Below are 19282 nucleotides of genomic sequence, written 5' to 3'. Positions count from 1 at the left end.
GACGCAGGAATCCCGGCCTCATCCTGCGACGAAAATCTGTCGGAGGGATCATCCGGCGTGAACGGCATGCCGTCGCAGGATGAACTTTCCATCCCGTGCGCGGCTTCAGCCCTCGGGAAAGACGAGCGAGCGGTGCAGCTGGGCGCCAGCCCATGCCCCATCACCGACGGCGAGAGAGACGGAATGCGGAACGCGCGCCGCATCGCCGCAGGCGAAAACGCCGGGGATAGTGGTCTCCTTGGCCTCGTTCGTGCGGATATGCAGGCCCATCGGAGTCTCCATCAACGCGCATCCCATCGCTTCGGCAAGTGGCGTCGCAGGGATGCAGCGCGAGGCGGTAAACAGACCGGCAAAGGACAATTGCCGTCCATCGCTCAGCAGCACATCCGCATTGTTCACAAGCCGTTCGATGGTCGTCTCCTCGATTGACACGCCGCGCTGCATCAAGTCCTGCCTGGCTTCCGGATCGAGGGCAACGGCGCCGTTCGTCAGGAATGTCACCTCACCCCATTCCGGCAACAATTGCGCTTGGTGGACCGACATTGCCCCCGTCGCGATCACTCCGACGCGGCCCTGATCCAGCTCGTAGCCATGGCAATAAGGACAATGAAAGACGGACTTTCCCCAGCGCTCGGCCAAGCCGTCGATTGGAGGAAGCTGGTCCGAGACACCGGTCGCAAACAGCAGACGGCGCCCGCGATACGTCCCGCCAGTCTCCACGGTCACGGAGAAATCGTCCTTCCTGCCGGATGCCGTGGAGGCCGTTCCCTCAACCCAGGTCAGGGCCGGATAAGCCTCCAGCTGCTTCCGGGCCGTCCGCGCGATCTCGGCGGGGTCGACACCGTCCTGCCCTAGAAAACCGTGCGAATGGCTGGCGAAGCGATTGCGCCGCATCCCTGCATCGATCACCAATACCTTCTTGCGCGCGCGCAGAAGCTGGAGGGCGGCCGCCATCCCTGCGTAACTGCCCCCGACGACGATGACGTCATGCTGCATGTCTCTATCCCCTCTGCGCTCGCCGTGCTGCGTGCCGCCGCGCAAAATCGGCGGCCAGATCGGCGAGGGTGATTTCGGCGAAACGCTCCAGCAGCAATGCCTCGGCCTCGGCGAAAGCGGTGTCGAGCGCCGCGTTCACGGCTTGCTCGACCAGGCAATCGGGAGTCTCGTGGCGATTGCCGATGGCGAAGACGGCGGGTTCGCCAAGCGCGTCATGAAGCTGGCGGAGAGTCACGTTCGCAAGATCAACAGCGATGCGCCATCCGCCCGCATGACCGCGATCCGAGGCAACGAGCCCCGCTTCCCGGAGAAGCCCCATGGTTCGCCGCACGACAACCGGGTTGGTGCCGAGGCATTTGCTCAAGGCTTCGGACGTCATGGGACCATCATGCTCGGCCATGTGCAGCAGAGCATGCAAGACGGAGGAAAGGCGGCTATCACGTTTCATGTAACTTCATATGTTACATATCCCTGCGGCTGTCAAGTGACGCTCTGCGCCTCTTGCTCCAAGGAATTGCCCTCCCTCCCGGCCTCCGTCACCGGAGCGTCACAAAAAGCGTCGTCGGAAGAAAAAAGGGGGTAGCGGCACATTAAGTTGTACGATAACGTACCTCTGTAGCCCGGCCCCTCACCCCCACCGCAACTTGTTCCGCAGGATACCTGCACGATGACTCCTCAAGACTTGAAGTCCCTCCTCTCCTCCGGCCTGCTGTCCTTCCCCGTGACGGATTTCGATGCTGAGGGCAATTTCCGCGCCGACACCTATGCGCGGCGCCTGGAATGGCTGGCGCCCTATGGCGCCTCGGCGCTGTTTGCCGCCGGCGGCACGGGCGAATTCTTCTCCCTCGCCCCCGATGATTACAGCGCGGTGGTCAAGACCGCCGTCGATACCTGCGCCGGCAGCGTGCCGATTCTCGCCGGCGTCGGCGGGCCGACCCGCCTAGCCATCCAATATGCCCAAGAGGCGGAACGCCTGGGCGCTAAGGGGCTGCTGCTGCTGCCGCATTACCTCACGGAAGCCAGCCAGGACGGCGTCGCCGCCCATGTCGAGGCCGTGTGCAAGTCGGTGAAGATCGGCGTGGTGGTCTATAACCGCAACGTCTGCCGCCTGACCGCGCCCCTGCTCGAGCAACTGGCCGAACGCTGCCCGAACCTGATCGGCTACAAGGACGGCCTGGGCGATATCGAATTGATGGTGTCGATCCGCCGCCGCCTCGGCGACCGGTTCAGCTATCTCGGCGGCCTGCCGACGGCGGAAGTCTATGCCGCCGCCTACAAGGCGTTGGGCGTGCCCGTCTATTCCTCCGCCGTCTTCAACTTCATCCCGCAGACGGCCATGGCCTTCTATCGCGCCGTCTCGTCCGATGACAGCGCCACCGTCAACCGCCTGATCGACGAGTTCTTCCTGCCCTTCCTCGATATCCGCAACCGCCGTCCCGGCTATGCGGTCAGCATCATCAAGGCCGGGGCGAAGATCGTCGGACATGACGCCGGTCCCGTCCGTACGCCGCTGACCGACCTGCTGCCCGAGGAATACGATCAGCTCGCCGCCTTGATCGAAGCGCAGCGTTCCTAGAAAGAGAGCCGCCCCATGCAGCGTTACGACAACTTCATAAACGGCCAATGGGTGGCTGGCGCACAATATACGCGCAACATCAATCCCTCGGATCTCTCCGACTGCCTGGGCGAATACGCCCAGGCCGAGCCCGCCCAGGTCGCCGAAGCCATCGCGGCGGCCCGCGCCGCTTTTCCGGCCTGGTCGGTGTCGGGCATCCAGGCGCGCAGCGATGCCCTGGACAAGGTCGGCAACGAAATCCTGGCCCGCCGCCAGGAACTGGGCCGATTGCTGGCCCGGGAGGAAGGCAAGGTCCTGCCCGAAGCCATCGGCGAAGTGACCCGCGCCGGAAACATCTTCAAGTTCTTCGCCGGCGAATGCCTGCGCCTGGCCGGCGAGGTCCTTCCCTCCGTGCGGCCCGGCATCTCCGTCGAAGTGACCCGCGAGCCGCTTGGCGTGATCGGCCTGATCACCCCGTGGAATTTCCCCATCGCCATCCCCGCCTGGAAGATCGCCCCGGCTTTGGCCTATGGCAATTGCGTGGTGTTCAAGCCGGCGGACCTGGTTCCGGGCAGCGCCTGGGCCCTGGCCGAGATCATCTCGCGCGCGGGCTTCCCCCCGGGCGTCTTCAACCTCGTCATGGGCAGCGGCAGCGTCGTCGGCGCGGCCATGGTCCGGCATGAACAGGTCGACGGCATCAGCTTCACCGGCTCGGTCGGCGTCGGCCGCCGTATCGCCGCCGATTGCATCGCCCGGGGCGCCAAGGTCCAGTTGGAGATGGGCGGAAAGAATCCGCAAGTCATCCTCGACGACGCGGACCTCAGGGTCGCCGTCGAACTGGCGGCGCAGAGCGCCTTCTTCTCCACCGGCCAGCGCTGCACCGCCTCGTCGCGCCTGATCGTCACCGACGGCATCCATGACCGCTTCGTCACCGCCCTGGCCGAACGCATGAAGTCGCTGAAAGTTGGCCCCGCGCTCGGGGAGGGCGTCGATATCGGTCCGGTCGTGTCGCAGGCGCAGCTGGAGCAGGACCTGCGATATATCGAGATCGGCCGCAACGAAGGCGCGCAGCTGGTGACCGGGGGCGATGTGGTGAAAGGCGACACCGAGGGCTATTTCCTGGCCCCGGCATTGTTCGCGGAAAGCACGCCCGACATGCGCATCAACCGCGAGGAAATCTTCGGCCCCGTGGCCTCGATCATCCGCGTGCCGAATTACGAGGCGGCGCTGGCCGTGGCCAATGACACGGATTTCGGCTTGTCCGCAGGCATCGCCACAACGTCGCTGAAATACGCCAATCATTTCAAGCGCCACGCGCAGGCCGGCATGGTGATGGTCAACCTGCCGACGGCGGGCGTCGATTATCACGTTCCCTTTGGCGGCCGCAAAGGCTCGTCCTATGGGCCCCGCGAACAGGGACGCTACGCCCAGGAATTCTACACGACCGTAAAGACCGCATACATCGGTTGACCTTCATCCTATTGGGCTTCGTCAAGCAGGGTTCGAGAAGAAGCAATGAGAATTGCCAAGATTGACGTGATCCGCGTCCGCCTGCCCTTCAGCGCCGGCGAGCGCGCCTCCGCCCAGGTTGCGGACGAGGATGCGTTCAACGCCGCTTCGCCGAATATCAGCCAGATGGAAAGCCTGCTGGTGCGCGTCGAAACCGACACCGGACTCTGCGGCTGGGGGGAAGCCTTCGGCCATGGCCTCAATCCCGTAACCTTCACCGCGCTGAAGGAACTGGTCGGCCCCTTCTTCCTGGGTACCGCCCTTGAGGATCATAAGGAAACGCTTGCCAGTGCCCAGCGCGCCTTCCACGGCTTCGGCCGGACCGGCGCCGTTCTCTATGCCCTGTCGGCCATCGACATTGCCCTTTGGGATCTCGCCGCCCAGCAAGCGGGCCAGCCGCTCCATGCCTTTCTCGGCGCGCCCTCGCCGGAGCTGGAGGTCTATGCCAGCCTCGTCAGCTACGGCAATGACCCTGAAGAAGTCGCGTGTCAGGTCCGCCGCGTCGGCGGGCTCGGCTTCCGCCGCATCAAACTGCATGAAACCGCTCCCTCGGCGATCGCGGCGGCGCGTCACGCCCTGCCCGAAGGCGCGCAGCTGATGGTCGATACCAACTGCCCGTGGTCAGCGGAAGAAGCCGTCCGAATTGCCAAGGGTCTGCGTGACCTGGGGTTGGCCTGGCTGGAAGAACCGGTCTGGCCGCCGGACGATTTCGCTGGCCTGGCGGCGGTGCGCAAGGTCGGCGTGCCTCTCGCCGCCGGAGAGAACGCATCGGGGGTCGAGGGCTTCCGCCAGCTCCTCGCCGCCGGTGCCGTCGATGTCGCCCAGCCCAGCGTCGCCAAGATCGGCGGCATCAGCGGCATGCTCGAAATCTTCGAGATGGCGCGCGATCATGACGTCCAGGTCGTGCCGCATTGCTTCTATTACGGCCCGGGTCTGCTGGCCGCCGGGCATCTGGCGGCAACCCTGCCCGGGAAAGTCCCGCTGGAGGTTCCTTTCATCCATTTCGAGCGCAAGCTGCATGACTGGCTCGATTTCAAGCCGCGCATGACCCTGCCGGACCGGTCCGGCCTGGGCTTCCAGCCCGACCCGGAGGTCATGCGCGCCGGTATGGTCGATCACTGTTCCCTGTCTCTTTGACCTTCATGAAACCCAAGAATAAACGTCCGTTGGGAGGACAAAAAATGTTCGGATCCAAATGGTTTGCTGCTCTCGGCCTGGCTGCTCTTTGTTCGCTTGCTGCGCATGGCGATGCCCTTGCAAACAGCAAGACGATGAAGATCGGCAACTTCTTTCCCGATAACCACCCCGTCAACATCGCCCTTCGCGACACCTTCAAGAAGGAAGTCGAGGAGCGGTCCAACGGCGAAATCAAGGTGCGCCTGTTCCCCAACAGCATGCTGGGCGGCGAGGAGAAGCTGTACAACGCCGTGCGCGGCGGCACCATCGAGATGGCCATCCTCGGCAATATCATGGAGAATGAGGTCGATCACGTCGGCATCATCCAGCTGCCCTTCCTGTTCAAGGATTATGCGCATGCCCAGGCGATCCTGAATGGCCCGATCGGGGAAAAGCTGGTCGCCGACATGAGCACCAAGACCGGTTTGCAGCCGCTTGCTTATGGGGTCCAGGGCTTCCGCGTCATCGCCAGCAATCGCACCATCGCCTCGATGGAGGATTTCAAGGGCCTGCGCCTACGCTTCCCCGGCATCGAGAACATGGTCGCCATCGGCCAGTCCCTGGGTGCCAATGTCACGCCCTTGCCCATCACCGAGGTCTTCGGCGCATTGGAGCAGAAAGTGGTCGATGGCGTGGAAAATCCCTATCCGAACATCGTCGCGTCGAAATGGTACGAAGTCGTGAAGCATGTGCTGGAAAGCAATCACGTCTTCACGCCCAACATGTATCTCGTCAGCGACAAGTTCTGGAACAGCCTGACACCGGAACAACAGGAAATCGTCCGCACCGCGGCCCGGAACGCCAGCGACCACGAATGGAAGCTGCTGATCGAGTCCGAGGCACGCGACAAGAAGGTCCTGGCCGATGCCGGAGTCGAGATCGTCGTTCCCGACGACGCCTTCAAGCAGCAATTGGTGGACGCCGTCAGCGCATCCTACGAGAGCTTCTACAGCAAGCGCCCCAGCGCGCGCGAGATCGTCGAGCAGATCCGCGCCGAACAGCGCTGAGCGCTGAACGGGTATCGCCGGTCCGGTTTCCTGCCGGACCGGCGATGATTGCCATCTTGCAGCCGGGTAATCGCCATGCATGAAGCTGTGACTACTTCGATCAAACGTGTATTGGGCCTGTGCATGGCATTGAGCCTGTCGGTCATGGCCGTTCTGGTCTTTCTCAACGTCGTCCTGCGCTACCTTTTCGATTCCGGCATCACCTGGTCGGAGGAGATGTCGCGCTACGTCTTCGTCTTCATGATCTTCTTCGGCGCCGCACTGGCCTTCATCGAGAAGCAGCATCTGGCGGCGGACCTTTTGTCGGAGCTTCTGCCGCCTTGGCTGCGAAGGCTTTTCGTCACGCTCTGTTCCTTGCTGATGCTGCTTGCCCTGGGCCTGATGATCGACGGCTCGTGGCAGCTGATGTGGATCAACCAGAACAGTAAAGGCCCCGCCACCGGCTTTCCGCTCTGGGCGCTCTATGCGGGCTGCATCGCCATGGCCGGGGTGATGACCGCCTATCTGCTGGCCGAGCTGCTGCGTCAATGGCGCAGCCGCCCCGCGCGCGAGGAATAGGGGCATGGAACTCTTCCTCTTCGTGCTGGTTCTGTTCGGCGCTATCGCGCTGGGCATGCCGATCGCCTTCGCCCTGCTGATCACCGGCATCGCCTTGATGCTGCAACTCGACATGTTCGAAAGCCAGCTGGTGGCCGAGAACCTTGTCAGCGGCGCCAACAACTTCTCGCTGATGGCAATTCCCTTCTTCATCCTGGCGGGGGAATTGATGAATGCGGGCGGGATAACCCGGCGGATCATCAATCTCGGCCTGTCGCTGCTCGGCCACAAGCAAGGCGGAATGGGCTATGTCGCCATCACCGCCGCCGTTCTCTTCGCATCGCTTTCCGGTTCGGCGGTGGCCGATACCGTGGCGCTGGGGCTGGTGATGATCCCGATGATGGTCAAGGCGGGATACGACCTGAACCGCTCCAGCGGGCTGATCGCCACCGGCGGCATCATCGCCCCCATCCTGCCGCCGAGCATTCCCCTGATCCTCTTCGGCGTCACCAGCGGCGTCTCGATTTCCAAGCTGTTCATGGCCGGGATCGTTCCCGGCATCATCATGGGGGTGCTTCTCGCCCTCACATGGTGGCTGGTTTCGCGCAACGAGCATGTGGAACTGCTGCCGAAACAGGACCGCCACGCGGTCTTGAAGGCCCTGCGCGACTCCGTCTGGGCTTTGTTCCTGCCCGTGATCATCGTCTTCGGCCTGCGCTTCGGCATCTTCACCGCCACCGAAGCCGGTGTCGTCGCCGCGTTCTATGCCTTGTTCGTCAGCGTGGTGGTCTATCGTGAATTGACCCTGGCGGCGCTTTACGAGGTGCTGGTGTCCTCGGCGAAGATGACCAGCATCATCATGTTCCTGGTCGCGGCTTCGTCCGTCACGGCCTGGATGATCGTCATGGCCGACATTCCGGGTGCCGTGTCCGGCCTGCTGTCGACACTGACCAGCAACCCGACCCTGCTGCTGCTGATCGTCAGCCTGCTGGTCCTGGTCATCGGGATGGTGATGGACCTGGCGCCGGTGATCCTGATCCTCACCCCGGTCTTGCTGCCGGTCATCCAGAAAGCGGGCATCGACCCGGTCTATTTCGGAATCGTCTTCGTCCTCAACCTGAGCATCGGCCTGCTGACCCCACCCGTCGGCACCGTCCTGGCCGCCATCAGCAGTGTCGGGAAGATCTCCATTCCGGCGGCATTCGCCGGTATCTGGCCCTTCCTTCTTTCCCAACTCTTCCTGCTTCTGTTGCTGATCCTGTTTCCGCAGATCGTCCTCTACCCGCTCTCCATCCTTCATTGAGGGCTGGGCTGCTGACACAGCCGGTTCCACCCGCAACACATCGTCACCCCCGCGAAAGCGGGGGTCCATGGCGGGTCTCATGAAGATGTGAGCCGCCAGATGTGGATGAAGCGGCCCCTTGGACTCCCGCTTCCGCGGGAGTGACGAGAAAAATGTTTCGTCAGCAGTCTGGCCCTGCCGAAAGCAGGGCCTTCGGCTAGAGCAAGCCGGCCTTTGCCAGATCGCGCAGGAGGTGGCTGGCGCCATAGGTCCAGGGCGGGCAATGGGTCGAAAGCTGCACACTATTCTCGAGCACGCCCAGGGCCGGAGTGGAAATCTTCACCACATCCCCAAGCTTGTGGGTGAAGCCCTTGCCTTTCCCGTCGCGGTCCTGCACCGGCGCGAACATCGTCCCGAGATAGAGGACCAGCCCGTCGGGATATTGATGATGGGGGCCGATGGCCGCCTCGACCAAGGTTTCCGGGCTTCGGGAAATCTGGCTCATCGAACTGCTGCCTTCCAGCAGGAAGCCGTCCTCGCCCGTGACCGTCAGCGTCACGTCCAGGGTCTTGACGGTCTCCAGGGTGAACGTCTCGTCGAACAGACGGATGAACGGCCCCAGAGCGGCGGAAGCGTTGTTGTCCTTCGCCTTGCCCAGCAGCAACGCCGACCGCCCCTCGACATCGCGCAGATTGACGTCGTTCCCCAGCGTCGCGCCGACGATCCTGCCCTCGGAACTGACGATCAGGGCGACTTCGGGTTCCGGATTGTTCCAGGTCGAGATGGGATGCAGGCCGATCTGCGCACCATAACCGACACTGCCCATCGGCTGGCATTTCGTGAAAATCTCGGCATCGGGCCCGATGCCCACCTCGAGATATTGCGACCAGACCCCTTTCTCGATCAGCTTGGCCTTGACCGCCATCGCCGCTTCCGAACCGGGAACCAACTGCGACAGGTCCGCTCCGATCAGGTCCAGGATCTCGCTGCGCAGCGCATCGGCCATGGACGGATCGCCCTTGGCCTGTTCCTCGATCACACGTTCGAGCAGGCTGACGACGAAGGTCACGCCCGATGCCTTGACCGCCTGCAGGTCCACGGGCGAAAGCAGCCAGGGCTTTCGCGGGTCCCGCCGCCCGGCATGGCTATTGTCCATGACCTCCGCCAGGGCGCCGATTTTCCTCCCCTCCGCCGAACGGACGAAGGCGGCGGGATCGGCCATCTCGCAGATGTCGCGGACGGTCGGCGCCTGGCGGGAGGTGATGTCGAAAAGGACACCGTCGCGGATCGTCACCACCCGCGGATATCCGACGTCCGGCAACTGGACGCGGCCAAGGAAGAGGCCCTGCTGGAAGGAGAAGTTGTCGGTCATCGTCTTGTCCCTGAGCATCCGGGGTCAGCGCCGCTTGAAGCAAGGCTGGCGTTTTTCCTTGAAGGCCGCACGGCCTTCGGCGGCGTCTTCCGTGGCGAAGCAGATCGTTTGCAGATCGCGCTCGTATTGTACGGCCTTCTCGAAGGGCATCGAGACGGCGGCCTTGAGATTGGTCTTGGCGGTTTCCGCCGCGATCGGCGCACGCGCGGCAATCGCCGAGGCGATCTCGCGGGCCCGCGCCAATAGCCGCCCCTGTTCCACCACCTCGCTCACCAGCCCCCAGCGTTCGGCCTGCTGCGCGGAAATCGGGTCTCCCGTCATCAGCATCAGCGCCGCATTCGACGCGCCGATGGAATGCTGCAGATGGGCGGCCATCCCGCCGCCGCCGATCCAGCCGAGCTTGATTTCCGGCGCAGCGAATTGCGCGTTCTCCGAGGCGATGCGGATGTCGCAGGACATCGCCGTTTCCAGCCCGCCGCCGAAAGCGTAGCCGTTGACCGCCGCGATCGAGGGCTTGGACAGGGCGCGCACGGCGTCGCAGTAATCCCCGCGATTGCGGAACTGCCAGGGCGTGTCGTAGCTGTCGAGTTCCTTGATGTCGGAGCCCGCGCAGAAAGCCCGCTCGCCCGCCCCGGTCAGGATGACGCAACGGATGGTGTCGCTGCGGTTACATTCAGCGATGGCCGCTTCTATGGCCTCGGCCATCTCCGGCGTGACGGCGTTGAGCTTTTGCGGCCGGTTGAGCGTGATGGTGGCAATCGCGCCCTCGACCTCGAACAGAATATCTTCAGTCATCATCCGCTCCTAAATGGCGGCGCCCGTTGCGTGATGGGCGGCGTAGAGTACGGCCAGGTCCTCGACGGCGGCCGCTGCGCTGCGATTTTCGGCGATGGCTTCGCGCAAAAGCGCCGAGGCTTTCGTCTGGAAGGCGATGTAGCCGTCGAAGCGAGGGCGCACATAAGCCGCCTCGAGCGTCGCCGTCGTATTGCGGTAGAAATTACCCCAGGCGCGGTTGACCTCGGCATCCGCCCAGGCATCGCGGCGCGAAGGCTGTCCGTCATGAGCAGGGATGAAGCGCGACTGCGTTTCCGCGTCCATGAGCCACAAGAGATGCGCCTTGAGCTGAGGGCTGAGCGGGCAGCGTTTCGACACGCCGATGCCGGTTCCCCCGAGCGTCGATCCCGGCCGTCCCTCTGGCCGCCATCGCGGCGCATCGAAGAAGGACACGGCCTTGCCGTCCTTGGGCGCGGCGTAATTGACATAGCCGTAGACCAGCGGGCAGAGCAGGACATCGTCCTGAATGGACATATGGTCCAGGATGCCGATGGGATTCTTGCCGGCGACCGAGGCGGGGCTGAGACGCCCGAGCTGCGCGAGAAGATCAAAGGCCGCCTCGCCAACCGGACGGGAGACCAGCCTTCCAGGGTCCTCCTGCGCCGGAGGCTCGCCCAGGGCCGCACAGATCGAAAAGAAGCTCAGCACCGCATGGGGCCCCGCCAGCGACATGGCGACGCTCCCGGTTTCCCGCGACAGGGTGACCACGTCATTCCAGTTTTGCGGCGGTGGCGCCCCGAGGAGGTCCGCCCGGCAGGCGAGCACCTGCGTCGCGGCATCGAGCGGCAAGGCCCAATGACGGCCCGCATAGGCATAGCTGGACATGGACGGCCCGATCGCCGCATCCCCCAGGGCGGCAAGCGTTTCGGCAGCGAAGATCTCTTCCAGCGGAAGAAGGCAGCCTGCGGCCACCGCCTCGCCGACATGGGGATGGTCCAGGACCACCAGATCATAGCGGGCACAGAGATCGGCGATCGGATGGGATTCGAAACCTTCGAGCGGCTGCGTGTCCCAGGTGATCTCAAGACCGGATTCCGCCAATTCGGGGCGGCGGGCGGCGGCCATCAGGGCGTTGCGGCCACGGGGATGATCCCAGGTCAGTCCCTTGAGCCTCTCCATTCTCAGACTTCCCCGGCCACGACGGTGCCCGATGCTTCGAGCGCGGCAATCTGGTCTTCGCCATAGCCCAGTTCCTTCAGGACCTCGCGGCTGTGCTGGCCGGTAACCGGCGCACCGAAGCGGATCTGGGCAGGGCTTTTGGAAAAGGAGATGGGAAAGCCGGGGGTCTTGATCCTGCCTTCGGTCGGGTGCTCATATTCTACGAAGGTGCCGTTATTGGCGATCTGCGGATCGGCCACCAACTCCTCATAGCCGTAGACCGGGCCGCACCAGATGCCCGCCGCCTCCAGCCGTTCGAGCCATTCGGCCGAACTCCTGGTCTTCAGCCGTTCGGCCGTGCGTGCATAGATCGCATCGCGATGGATCCAGGGATCGGTGGTGTCGTTCATGCCGAGGAAGCTTTCCTCTCCGATCACCTCGCCGAAGGTCTTCAGGCTGGGCATGGCGATGGCGATGAAGCCGTCGCTGGTGGCGAAGGCGCCATAGGGCGCGCGGATATAGACATGCGCATGGGGCTCGGCGGAACGCTGCTGGGGCTTCTTGCCGACCGTGAAGATCGACAATTCCTGCATCTGCAGGGTCGTGATCGCATCCAGCATGTTGACCTTGACCAACTGCCCTTCCCCCGTCCGCTCGCGATGCAGCAAGGCGGCCAGGGCGCCTTCGAAGGCGGTATAGGCGGCCACGGCATCGACGAGATACTGCCCGGCGGCGGTGGGCGGCTCCCCTGCCCGGCCGGTCGACAGCATGGCGCCCGACATCGCCTGGAGCAGAAGATCCTGGCCGGGCCGCAGGGCATAAGGCCCGTCCTCGCCATATCCCGACATCGAAACATAGATGAGCTTGGGGTTGATGGCCGCCAAAGCCTCGTAATCGACGCCCAGGCGCTTCGCCACGCCGGGCCGGTAGTTCTGCAGGAAGATGTCGGCGGATTTGACCAGATCGAACAGGACCTTCTTGCCCTCTTCGGCTTTGAGGTCGACGGCCAAGGACCGCTTGTTGCGGTTGAGGGAAAGGAAGGAGACGTTGATCCTGTTTCCTTCCGCCCCACCGGCGGAGTTGTGGCGCTGCCACTCGCCGGTGGTGGGTTCGACCTTGATGACGTCCGCCCCCAGGTCGCCCAGGCGCTGGGCCGCGAAGGGCCCGGCCATGGCGATCGAACAATCGAGAACGCGGTATCCGGACAAGATGCCCATTTTTCTAATGCCTCCAGTCGGCACGGTACAAAATATTCAGGTCACGCTCAGGTCATCACCCAGCCGCCATCGACATTGATCGTCTGGCCGGTGACGAAGGCTGCCGCATCGGATGCGAGGAACATCAGGACGCCGGCGATATCGTCGGGCGTGCCACGGCGCTTGATGGATTGGTGTTCGAGGACGAAGCGCGTATAGCCCTCGGGATCGGGATGGATCTTTTCGGCATCGGTCGGAAAGGCGCCGGGGGAAACGGCATTGGCCGTGATGCCATGGGGGCCGAATTCCCGCGCCCAGGACCGGGCCAGTGCGATCAGCGCACCCTTCGACTGCACATAGGGTGTCAGGTTGGACCATCCGCCGGAAAAGGTGATCGAGGAAATATTGATGATCCGTCCCCAGCGCTTCTGCTTCATGTGCGGAAGCGCCGCCTTGACGCACAGGATACCGGCATCGACATTCACGCGCTGGACATGCTGTATTTCCTCGAGGGTGAAATCCTCGAAGGGCTTGGCCGGGTAGATAGCGGCATTGTTGATGACGACATCGAAGCCGCCGACCCGCCCCGAAAGCTCCCCCAGCGCCTCGACAAGGCCGGAGAGATCGGAAAGATCCCGCTTCTCGATGACCAAGCCTTCCAGCCCTCTTTCCTCGGCGGCGGCCGTGAGGGCGGCGATCTTGTCCGGATCGTTATCCAGCACGACGACCTTGCTGCCTTGGGCAAGCATCTTCAGCACGGTCGGCCGCCCAAGCCCGCCCGCAGCGCCGGTATAGAGGATGGTCTTTCCCGAGAGGGAAGCGAAACTGTCTTGCATGGCCTATCCCCGTCCCTTGATCGGCAGATGATTGCCGGACGGCGCGGGATAATCCTCGCGGGGCTGGTCCGAGACCGCGCGGATGCGCGCCTCGGCCTCGGCGATGGCCCCGGCATCCGGCAGGACGCGCAGGACCGTGTCGTATCTGCGCTCTTCCCCATGGTCGAGCCAGATCATTTCCCCACGTTCCCGTGCGGCAAGATTGCCCAGCACGTGATGGGTCGCGGGTTCGATGCCGAAGGCGTAATGCCCGGCCTGGAAGTTCTGCCATTGGAACTGGCAGGGGAACTGGTCTTTCCGGGTCACGACCTCGAAACCCAGGCCGATCCGGTCATTGACCAGGGCCACGGGCACCTCGCCCGCGTCGGTGGCGGCGAGTTCGTGCTGCCAGACCTGTTCGTGGAAATCGAGGCGGGGCGGCGGCATGGTGCGATAACCGACGCCTTGGGCCGTGTAGGCCTCACCCGCATGCGCGGCCCAGACGACATCCCGGATGGGCGCAAGATAACGCGCACCCTCGTCGAGCACCGGGTAGGACAGGTTGATGTGGTAACAGAACATATGGGGGGTTCTGTAGAAGCCGTGATTGACCACCCTGTCGCTGAGACGGATGTCGTTGGTCCCGACCTCGATCTCGACGCGGCGGATGAGATGCAGATCCTCGCCGAAAACCGCTGCCTGCTGCACGATTCCTTCGGCCCAGAGGAAGCACCGGTCGCCGTCCCAGCGCTCGCCATAGCCGGTCAGTTTCGCGGGTATGGTGCCGATCCGCCCATGCAGGGAATGACTGACGCTTTTCTTCGGCGAGTAGACATAATTGTCGGCCGGCACATCATTCATGAAGAGGATGTGATCCAGTCCGCAGGTCACCATGAGGCCCGAGAAGGAACGGGCCCAGGCCAGGCCGCCCTCGCCTTCATATTCATGCAATCCGGGATGGCGGAACCCGGCCGGGGAATGCCAACCGATGGCCTGTCCGCGATAGTCGCAATCGGCGATATCCATGGCGCGGTCGACCAGCAGGGTAAAGCGCAGGCCGGTGCCGGAACGGAATTCGAGCATGCGGATGCCGCGTTCGACCCCATCCGACAATTCCATCAGCCTCACACCGGCGAATTGGCTGAGCGCCCCCGACCGTTCCGCCAGCGCGCGGCGGGACATCATCTTTCCATAAAGCTGAGGCATGCTTTATCCCTTTGCCTTTCCAGGGGCTGCCGCAGGCGGCGGCAGCCCGGGCGCATCACAGGCCCTGCGCGCGCAGCTTGCCGTCGAGGAACTTCTTGGCCCGCGGCACATCGCTCTCGTCGAGATGCTCGATGATGATGGGAATGTTCGGGTGCTTCTCGGCAAGCCGCCGCAGGTAAAGGTCGTAGTTGAGCTCGCCCAGGCCCGGCGCCGGCAATTCGATCTCGCCAACGCCCCGGAAGGTATGGGATTCGCTGGCGCTGTCATCGCCGATATCGGCGTGCTTCTCGCTCTTGTCCTCGCCGGAACGTTTGACGTCCTTGGCGTGCGCGATCTTGATCTTGTCGGACAAGGTATCGAAGACCTGGTTCAGTACCTTGTCCATCGCATCGATGTTATGGGCTTCGAAGTAATTGGTGGGGTCCATCAGAAGACCGAGGCCGGGATGGTCGACCTGGGCAAACATCTTGACCGTCTCCTCGACGGAACCGACCACGTTGTTGACATAGGTCTCGATCAGGAACACCGCGCCATGGTCATACGCTTCCTGCGCAAGATCGGCGATGACCTTGCGGCATTCCTCGAAGCCTTCCTCGGTCTTGTTGCGATGGTCGTGCATCCAATCGCTTTCGGTGTTGTAGGTTCCGGTTTCCGAGATCACGTAAGGCGAGCCGAAATCCCGGGCATTCCGGATGATTTCCTTGAGATAGCCGACGCGGCGCGCACGCTCGCCGGGATCGGGATGGATGATGTTGGTATAGCCCGAGATGCAGGAGATCGGCAGGTCGTGGTCGCGGAATGTCTCGCGGACCCTTTTGGCTTTCTCCTTGGTGATTTGTCCGGCGGAAAGATCGATGTCCTTGAAGTGCAGGTCCAGCTGCACCGTGTTGAATCCCAGCCCCCGGATCTTCTGCGCCGTCTCTTCCAGCGCATAGGGAAAGTATCCCGAAAAGATGCCGACCTGCATCATGGCGCGTTATCCTCCTCGTTTTTATTGTGAAGAGATATCAGTTTTTATTTATCGATATCTCGGAAAGGGTGACCGTTCTTTTCTCGGCCATCGATTTGTATCCGGCCTCGACCAGGGCCATCGTCTTGATATTGTCCTCGACCGACAGCACCGGCGGGGTGCCTGTTTTCAGCGCGTATTGCAGCTGCTCCATCACACCGACGAAGGCATGGGGAAACCACATCGTCTGCCATTCCGGCGTCACCCATTTGCCGTTGGTCGAAAGGGTCGAGGCATAGGTGAGGGTCGAGGGCGCACCGTGGGGCCAGCCGATGGTTCCCTTCGCCACGCCCTTGGTGCCTTCGACGCGCCAGCGGATGTGGATGTCATCGTCGTAGCCCTCTTCGCGGGGGCCGCTCCAGACGTCCTCGAAGGACAGCGCCATCACGCCGGATGGAAAGGACAGCGTGGAAACGGTGATGCCGTCGGTATGCGGGAATTTCGTGCGCGGATCGGGCCGGGCCACCGTCGTGATCTCGGTCGGGTCGCCGAACAGGAAGCGCAGGATGTCGAGGTGATGGACGCTCATATTGGCGAGCGTGAGGCGGTCATATTTCTCGAGGAAGCTCTGCCAGTGCGGGATGGCATGCATGTCGATCTGGGCAACCACGATCTCGCCCAACTCACCGCCCTCGATGATCTGCTTGAGCACGCGCATAGATTGGTCGTAGCGCATGTTCTGGTTGACCGAGAGAAGCTTGCCCGCCCGTTTCGCCTCCTCCCGCAAGGCGATCGCTTCATCCAGCGTCAGGGCCAGGGGCTTCTGGGCCAGGACCGCCTTGACATGCGGCTGCGCCAGGGCCTTGCGAATGAGGTCCGGCTGCAGATCCGGCGGATAGGCGATATCGACAATGGCGATGGCGGGGTCTTGCAAGAGGTCTTCGGGCGTCACGTGGACGGTCCCGATATCATAGCGGCGGGCGACTTCCGCAGCCTTGGACCGGGTCCGCGAGGCGATCGCGGCGACCGGGAACCCGGCCTGGCGGTAAGCCTCCAGGTGAACCTCGGCCATGATCATGCCCGCGCCGATGCAGCCGATGGCGTAATCGCGGCACCTTATCTCCACATCGGGCGCAAAACGTCCGGTTGCCATGTTTCCTCCTCCGTGAGAGGGCCGGCTTTGTTTTTGCGGATGCCAATGGCTCCATTCCCCGGCCTCATCATTTTCCTCCTTATACATCATCAAAATACGTCAATCAACATCACTATCGGCAGATAAAAGGGCATAAAGACGTCAAAACACATCATTCCGAGATCTGGCTCGGCCGGAAAGACTGCGGGGACGCCCGATTCCAGGACCTTTCCGATTTTCACAGCCACAAGCGAAAGAAGAATCGGCTTACACCCTTGGCTTGCGCCCCATCTTTCCGGAAAATTCAGGCGGATAGCCTTCTCATCACCCCTTTCCCACCTCCTGCTGCCTCTGCCATTGCGGCCTTCCCGCATCGCAAAAAGGATGCTAAGAAGACATCAATTTACATCAGGGGCAGAAGGCATATGGTGCGGGCACGACTGACCGATATCGCGCGGGAAGCAGGCGTTTCGAGTGCGACGGTGGACCGGGTTCTCAACAACCGCCCCGGCGTGCGTGCCAAGACCCAGGCCGCGGTCCGTGCCGCCGCGGCGCGGCTGGGCTATTTCGGTGAAACGGAACCGGCCCTGCCCGTCCGCGCGGAGGTGCGGATCGAGATCGTCCTGCCTGCCGGAACCAACAGCTTCATCCGCGAATTGCGCCACCATATCGAAACGAGCGCGGCCCTTCTTTCCGGAGCAACGGTCCGGGTGCATTCCATCGAAGGCTTCAATCCCGATTCCCTGGCCGCCAAGCTGGCCGAATTCGGGGCCCCGGATCAAGGCGTGGCTATCGTCGCCATCGATCATCCGACGGTGCGCGAGGCGGTGCGCGCGCTCAGCCAGCGCGGCAGCCCCGTTCTGACCCTGGTGTCGGATATCCACCATGTCCCCCGTGTCGGCTATATCGGGATCGACAACCGTTCGGCCGGACGGCTGGCGGGCTATCTGGTGGGCCGCCTGCTCGGCCCCGGACGCCATCACGTGGCGATGTTCGCGGGGTCGTTCTCCTATCGCGGCCACGAAGAACGGGAAATGGGCTTCCGCCATGTGCTGACGGAAGAATTCCCCGAGATCAGGATCCTCGAATCGACGGAAGTCCGCGACGAAGAGAGCCGCGCCTATGCGGCGGCCAAGGCGATGCTCGAACGCCACGACGATATCGGCGCCATCTACAATATCGGCGCGGGCAATCGCGGCATTGCCCGCGCCCTCGAAGAATCCGGAAAAGCGGAAACGATCGTTTTCGTCGGTCACGACCTGACCGAATACACCAAGGCCTATCTGCTGAATGGCACGATGGACGTGGTCATCGACCAGAACCCCCGGGTCCAGGCCCGGGAGGTTCTCGCGCAACTGATCCGAAGCGTGAAGGGCGAGGGTTGGCGGGCCGCTTCAATCCGCGTCCAGGCGGTCTTCAAGGAAAACATCCCCGAGGTTTAGCCTCTTTACCCCTCGCGTTATCTCTCCTCGAGAACCATTCTCGCAATGATGTTCCGCTGGATTTCCGAGGAGCCTTCGTAGATGCGCATGATGCGGGCATCGCGGACATAGCGTTCCAGCGGCATGTCTCTCGTATATCCATAGCCGCCATGGATTTGCAGCGCCGCATCGGCGATACGCGAGGCCGCCTCGGAAGCGAACAGCTTGGCCATCGAGGAATCCCGGCTGAACCTTTCCCCCTTATGGCGCTTCCAGGCGGCGCGGTAGCCGAGGAGACGCGCCGCATCCAGCTCGGTCGCCATATCCGCGATCATCCATTGCAGCCCCTGGAATTCAGCGATGGGATGCCCCCCGACCTCGCGCTGTTTGGCCCAGTCCACGGCGGCGTCAAGGGCGGCCTGTGCAATGCCGATGCATTGTGCCGCCACTTCGACACGGCCATTGTCGAGCACCTTCATGGCCGTGCGAAAGCCCGTCCCTTCTGCACCGATGCGCCGGGCGGCGGGCACGAAGCAATCCAAAGCCACTTCGAAGACATGGCCGCCCCGAATGCCCATGGTGTTTTCCGGAGGACCGACTTCGATGCCCGGCGTCGACTTGTCGAGGACGAAGGCGCTGATCCCCCGATGACCGGCGCTCGGATCGGTGATGGCATAGACGACGATGAAATCGGCTTCTCCGGCATTCGAGATGAAATGCTTCACCCCGGTCAGCCGGTATCCGTCTCCTTCACGGATCGCGCGTGTACGCATATCGGCGGGATTGGAACCTGCGCGAGGCTCGGTCAGGGCAAAGGCGCCGAGGGCTTCACCCGTGATTGCCCGGGGCAGGATCGTCCGTCTGAGATCAGGATCGGCACCGAGCAGAATGCTGTCGGTCGCAAGGTAATGGGCCGTCACCATTGACGCCGTCGAGGCACAGGCCTCGGCAATGGCCTCGACGGCGCGGAACAGGCCGATGGCCGACACGCCCGGGCCGCCTTCCTCTTCAGGAATGTTCAGTCCGAAAATGCCGAGTTCCGCCAAACCCGCACGATGCCGTGTCGCCGACCGTCCCGAGGCATCGATCTCCGCCGCCACGGGCTTGAGTTCCGCCTGGGCGAAACGGCGAACCGAATCATGAAGAAGGACGTCGTCCTCGCTGAAACTGAAGTCCATGCTCATCCTCCTGAAGCTC

General features: G+C 63.1%; 18 protein-coding genes. 7 read left to right on the top strand and 11 right to left on the bottom strand.

The window, feature by feature from the left end:
* Positions 1-105: 105 nt before the first annotated feature.
* Both EPD66_RS00765 and EPD66_RS00760 read right to left on the bottom strand, forming a co-directional pair.
* Positions 106-996 carry an NAD(P)/FAD-dependent oxidoreductase gene (locus EPD66_RS00765; RefSeq protein ID WP_142846315.1) on the bottom strand — a complete coding sequence of 297 codons (891 nt, stop codon included), beginning with the start codon at positions 994-996 and terminating at the stop codon, positions 106-108.
* 4 nt (positions 997-1000) lie between these two features.
* The gene (locus EPD66_RS00760) at positions 1001-1444 is read right to left on the bottom strand and encodes an Rrf2 family transcriptional regulator (RefSeq protein WP_142846313.1); all 444 of its coding nucleotides are present in this window, start codon (positions 1442-1444) and stop codon (positions 1001-1003) included.
* Positions 1445-1663: 219 nt separating this feature from the next.
* Here EPD66_RS00760 and kdgD point away from each other — a divergent pair, with 219 nt between their 5' ends.
* The 6 genes from kdgD to EPD66_RS00730 all read left to right on the top strand — a co-directional run bounded on the left by kdgD (position 1664) and on the right by EPD66_RS00730 (position 8083).
* Positions 1664-2572, top strand: a complete 909-nt coding sequence (kdgD, locus tag EPD66_RS00755) for a 5-dehydro-4-deoxyglucarate dehydratase (RefSeq protein WP_142846311.1) — start codon at positions 1664-1666, stop codon at positions 2570-2572.
* A gap of 15 nt (positions 2573-2587) precedes the next feature.
* Complete coding sequence (locus tag EPD66_RS00750) at positions 2588-4021, top strand: aldehyde dehydrogenase family protein (protein WP_142846309.1); 1434 nt, start codon at positions 2588-2590, stop codon at positions 4019-4021.
* Between the two features lie 45 nt (positions 4022-4066).
* Positions 4067-5197, top strand: coding sequence for a mandelate racemase/muconate lactonizing enzyme family protein (locus tag EPD66_RS00745; protein ID WP_142846307.1), 1131 nt, complete (start codon positions 4067-4069; stop codon positions 5195-5197).
* 44 nt (positions 5198-5241) lie between these two features.
* Positions 5242-6243, top strand: a complete 1002-nt coding sequence (locus EPD66_RS00740) for a TRAP transporter substrate-binding protein (RefSeq protein WP_221930824.1) — start codon at positions 5242-5244, stop codon at positions 6241-6243.
* Between the two features lie 75 nt (positions 6244-6318).
* Entirely contained in the window at positions 6319-6801 is a 483-nt protein-coding gene (locus tag EPD66_RS00735; RefSeq protein ID WP_142846303.1) for a TRAP transporter small permease, read from the top strand.
* A 4-nt stretch (positions 6802-6805) separates the two neighbouring features.
* Complete coding sequence (locus tag EPD66_RS00730; protein ID WP_142846301.1) at positions 6806-8083, top strand: TRAP transporter large permease subunit; 1278 nt, start codon at positions 6806-6808, stop codon at positions 8081-8083.
* A gap of 196 nt (positions 8084-8279) precedes the next feature.
* Here the strand turns inward: EPD66_RS00730 and EPD66_RS00725 are convergent, their stop codons facing one another.
* The 8 genes from EPD66_RS00725 to EPD66_RS00690 are packed head-to-tail and all read right to left on the bottom strand — an operon-like array spanning position 8280 to position 16685.
* On the bottom strand, positions 8280-9434 hold the full coding sequence (locus EPD66_RS00725; protein WP_142846299.1) for a fumarylacetoacetate hydrolase family protein: 1155 nt from the start codon (positions 9432-9434) through the stop codon (positions 8280-8282).
* A 24-nt stretch (positions 9435-9458) separates the two neighbouring features.
* Entirely contained in the window at positions 9459-10229 is a 771-nt protein-coding gene (locus EPD66_RS00720) for an enoyl-CoA hydratase/isomerase family protein (protein WP_142846297.1), read from the bottom strand.
* 9 nt (positions 10230-10238) lie between these two features.
* Positions 10239-11387 (bottom strand): extracellular solute-binding protein, encoded by a 1149-nt coding sequence (locus EPD66_RS00715; protein ID WP_142846295.1) that lies wholly within the window; start codon positions 11385-11387, stop codon positions 10239-10241.
* A 2-nt stretch (positions 11388-11389) separates the two neighbouring features.
* Positions 11390-12583 carry a CaiB/BaiF CoA-transferase family protein gene (locus EPD66_RS00710; RefSeq protein WP_142846293.1) on the bottom strand — a complete coding sequence of 398 codons (1194 nt, stop codon included), beginning with the start codon at positions 12581-12583 and terminating at the stop codon, positions 11390-11392.
* A gap of 47 nt (positions 12584-12630) precedes the next feature.
* The gene (locus tag EPD66_RS00705) at positions 12631-13398 is read right to left on the bottom strand and encodes an SDR family NAD(P)-dependent oxidoreductase (protein WP_142846291.1); all 768 of its coding nucleotides are present in this window, start codon (positions 13396-13398) and stop codon (positions 12631-12633) included.
* Positions 13399-13401: 3 nt separating this feature from the next.
* Entirely contained in the window at positions 13402-14583 is a 1182-nt protein-coding gene (locus EPD66_RS00700; RefSeq protein WP_142846289.1) for an aldose 1-epimerase family protein, read from the bottom strand.
* Between the two features lie 55 nt (positions 14584-14638).
* Positions 14639-15553, bottom strand: coding sequence for a sugar phosphate isomerase/epimerase (locus EPD66_RS00695; protein WP_142846287.1), 915 nt, complete (start codon positions 15551-15553; stop codon positions 14639-14641).
* Positions 15554-15590: 37 nt separating this feature from the next.
* A complete protein-coding gene (locus EPD66_RS00690; RefSeq protein WP_142846285.1) occupies positions 15591-16685 on the bottom strand; it encodes a Gfo/Idh/MocA family protein in 1095 nt (364 codons plus the stop codon).
* Between the two features lie 404 nt (positions 16686-17089).
* Between EPD66_RS00690 and EPD66_RS00685 the strand changes: the two genes are divergently transcribed.
* The gene (locus EPD66_RS00685) at positions 17090-18106 is read left to right on the top strand and encodes a LacI family DNA-binding transcriptional regulator (protein ID WP_221930821.1); all 1017 of its coding nucleotides are present in this window, start codon (positions 17090-17092) and stop codon (positions 18104-18106) included.
* 17 nt (positions 18107-18123) lie between these two features.
* Here EPD66_RS00685 and EPD66_RS00680 read toward each other — a convergent pair whose 3' ends face one another.
* Positions 18124-19263, bottom strand: coding sequence for an acyl-CoA dehydrogenase family protein (locus tag EPD66_RS00680; protein WP_221930820.1), 1140 nt, complete (start codon positions 19261-19263; stop codon positions 18124-18126).
* Positions 19264-19282: the final 19 nt, after the last annotated feature.

It is taken from the genome of Telmatospirillum sp. J64-1 (assembly GCF_006980715.1).
GTDB classification, from domain to species: domain Bacteria; phylum Pseudomonadota; class Alphaproteobacteria; order Rhodospirillales; family Magnetospirillaceae; genus Oleiliquidispirillum; species Oleiliquidispirillum nitrogeniifigens.
The sequence above is the reverse complement of the archived record's forward strand: the minus strand, read 5'-3'. Positions and strand labels throughout refer to the sequence as shown.

Coding starts and splice junctions, on each gene's coding strand:
- EPD66_RS00705 (WP_142846291.1), bottom strand. CDS start 13,398: ATGCAAGACAGTTTCGCTTCCCTCTCGGGAAAGACCATCCTCTATACC.
- EPD66_RS00740 (WP_221930824.1), top strand. CDS start 5,242: ATGTTCGGATCCAAATGGTTTGCTGCTCTCGGCCTGGCTGCTCTTTGT.
- EPD66_RS00735 (WP_142846303.1), top strand. CDS start 6,319: ATGCATGAAGCTGTGACTACTTCGATCAAACGTGTATTGGGCCTGTGC.
- EPD66_RS00730 (WP_142846301.1), top strand. CDS start 6,806: ATGGAACTCTTCCTCTTCGTGCTGGTTCTGTTCGGCGCTATCGCGCTG.
- EPD66_RS00685 (WP_221930821.1), top strand. CDS start 17,090: ATGGTGCGGGCACGACTGACCGATATCGCGCGGGAAGCAGGCGTTTCG.
- EPD66_RS00750 (WP_142846309.1), top strand. CDS start 2,588: ATGCAGCGTTACGACAACTTCATAAACGGCCAATGGGTGGCTGGCGCA.
- EPD66_RS00710 (WP_142846293.1), bottom strand. CDS start 12,583: ATGGGCATCTTGTCCGGATACCGCGTTCTCGATTGTTCGATCGCCATG.
- EPD66_RS00720 (WP_142846297.1), bottom strand. CDS start 10,229: ATGACTGAAGATATTCTGTTCGAGGTCGAGGGCGCGATTGCCACCATC.
- EPD66_RS00680 (WP_221930820.1), bottom strand. CDS start 19,263: ATGGACTTCAGTTTCAGCGAGGACGACGTCCTTCTTCATGATTCGGTT.
- EPD66_RS00690 (WP_142846285.1), bottom strand. CDS start 16,685: ATGGCAACCGGACGTTTTGCGCCCGATGTGGAGATAAGGTGCCGCGAT.
- EPD66_RS00725 (WP_142846299.1), bottom strand. CDS start 9,434: ATGACCGACAACTTCTCCTTCCAGCAGGGCCTCTTCCTTGGCCGCGTC.
- EPD66_RS00700 (WP_142846289.1), bottom strand. CDS start 14,583: ATGCCTCAGCTTTATGGAAAGATGATGTCCCGCCGCGCGCTGGCGGAA.
- EPD66_RS00745 (WP_142846307.1), top strand. CDS start 4,067: ATGAGAATTGCCAAGATTGACGTGATCCGCGTCCGCCTGCCCTTCAGC.
- EPD66_RS00765 (WP_142846315.1), bottom strand. CDS start 996: ATGCAGCATGACGTCATCGTCGTCGGGGGCAGTTACGCAGGGATGGCG.
- kdgD (WP_142846311.1), top strand. CDS start 1,664: ATGACTCCTCAAGACTTGAAGTCCCTCCTCTCCTCCGGCCTGCTGTCC.
- EPD66_RS00715 (WP_142846295.1), bottom strand. CDS start 11,387: ATGGAGAGGCTCAAGGGACTGACCTGGGATCATCCCCGTGGCCGCAAC.
- EPD66_RS00760 (WP_142846313.1), bottom strand. CDS start 1,444: ATGAAACGTGATAGCCGCCTTTCCTCCGTCTTGCATGCTCTGCTGCAC.
- EPD66_RS00695 (WP_142846287.1), bottom strand. CDS start 15,553: ATGATGCAGGTCGGCATCTTTTCGGGATACTTTCCCTATGCGCTGGAA.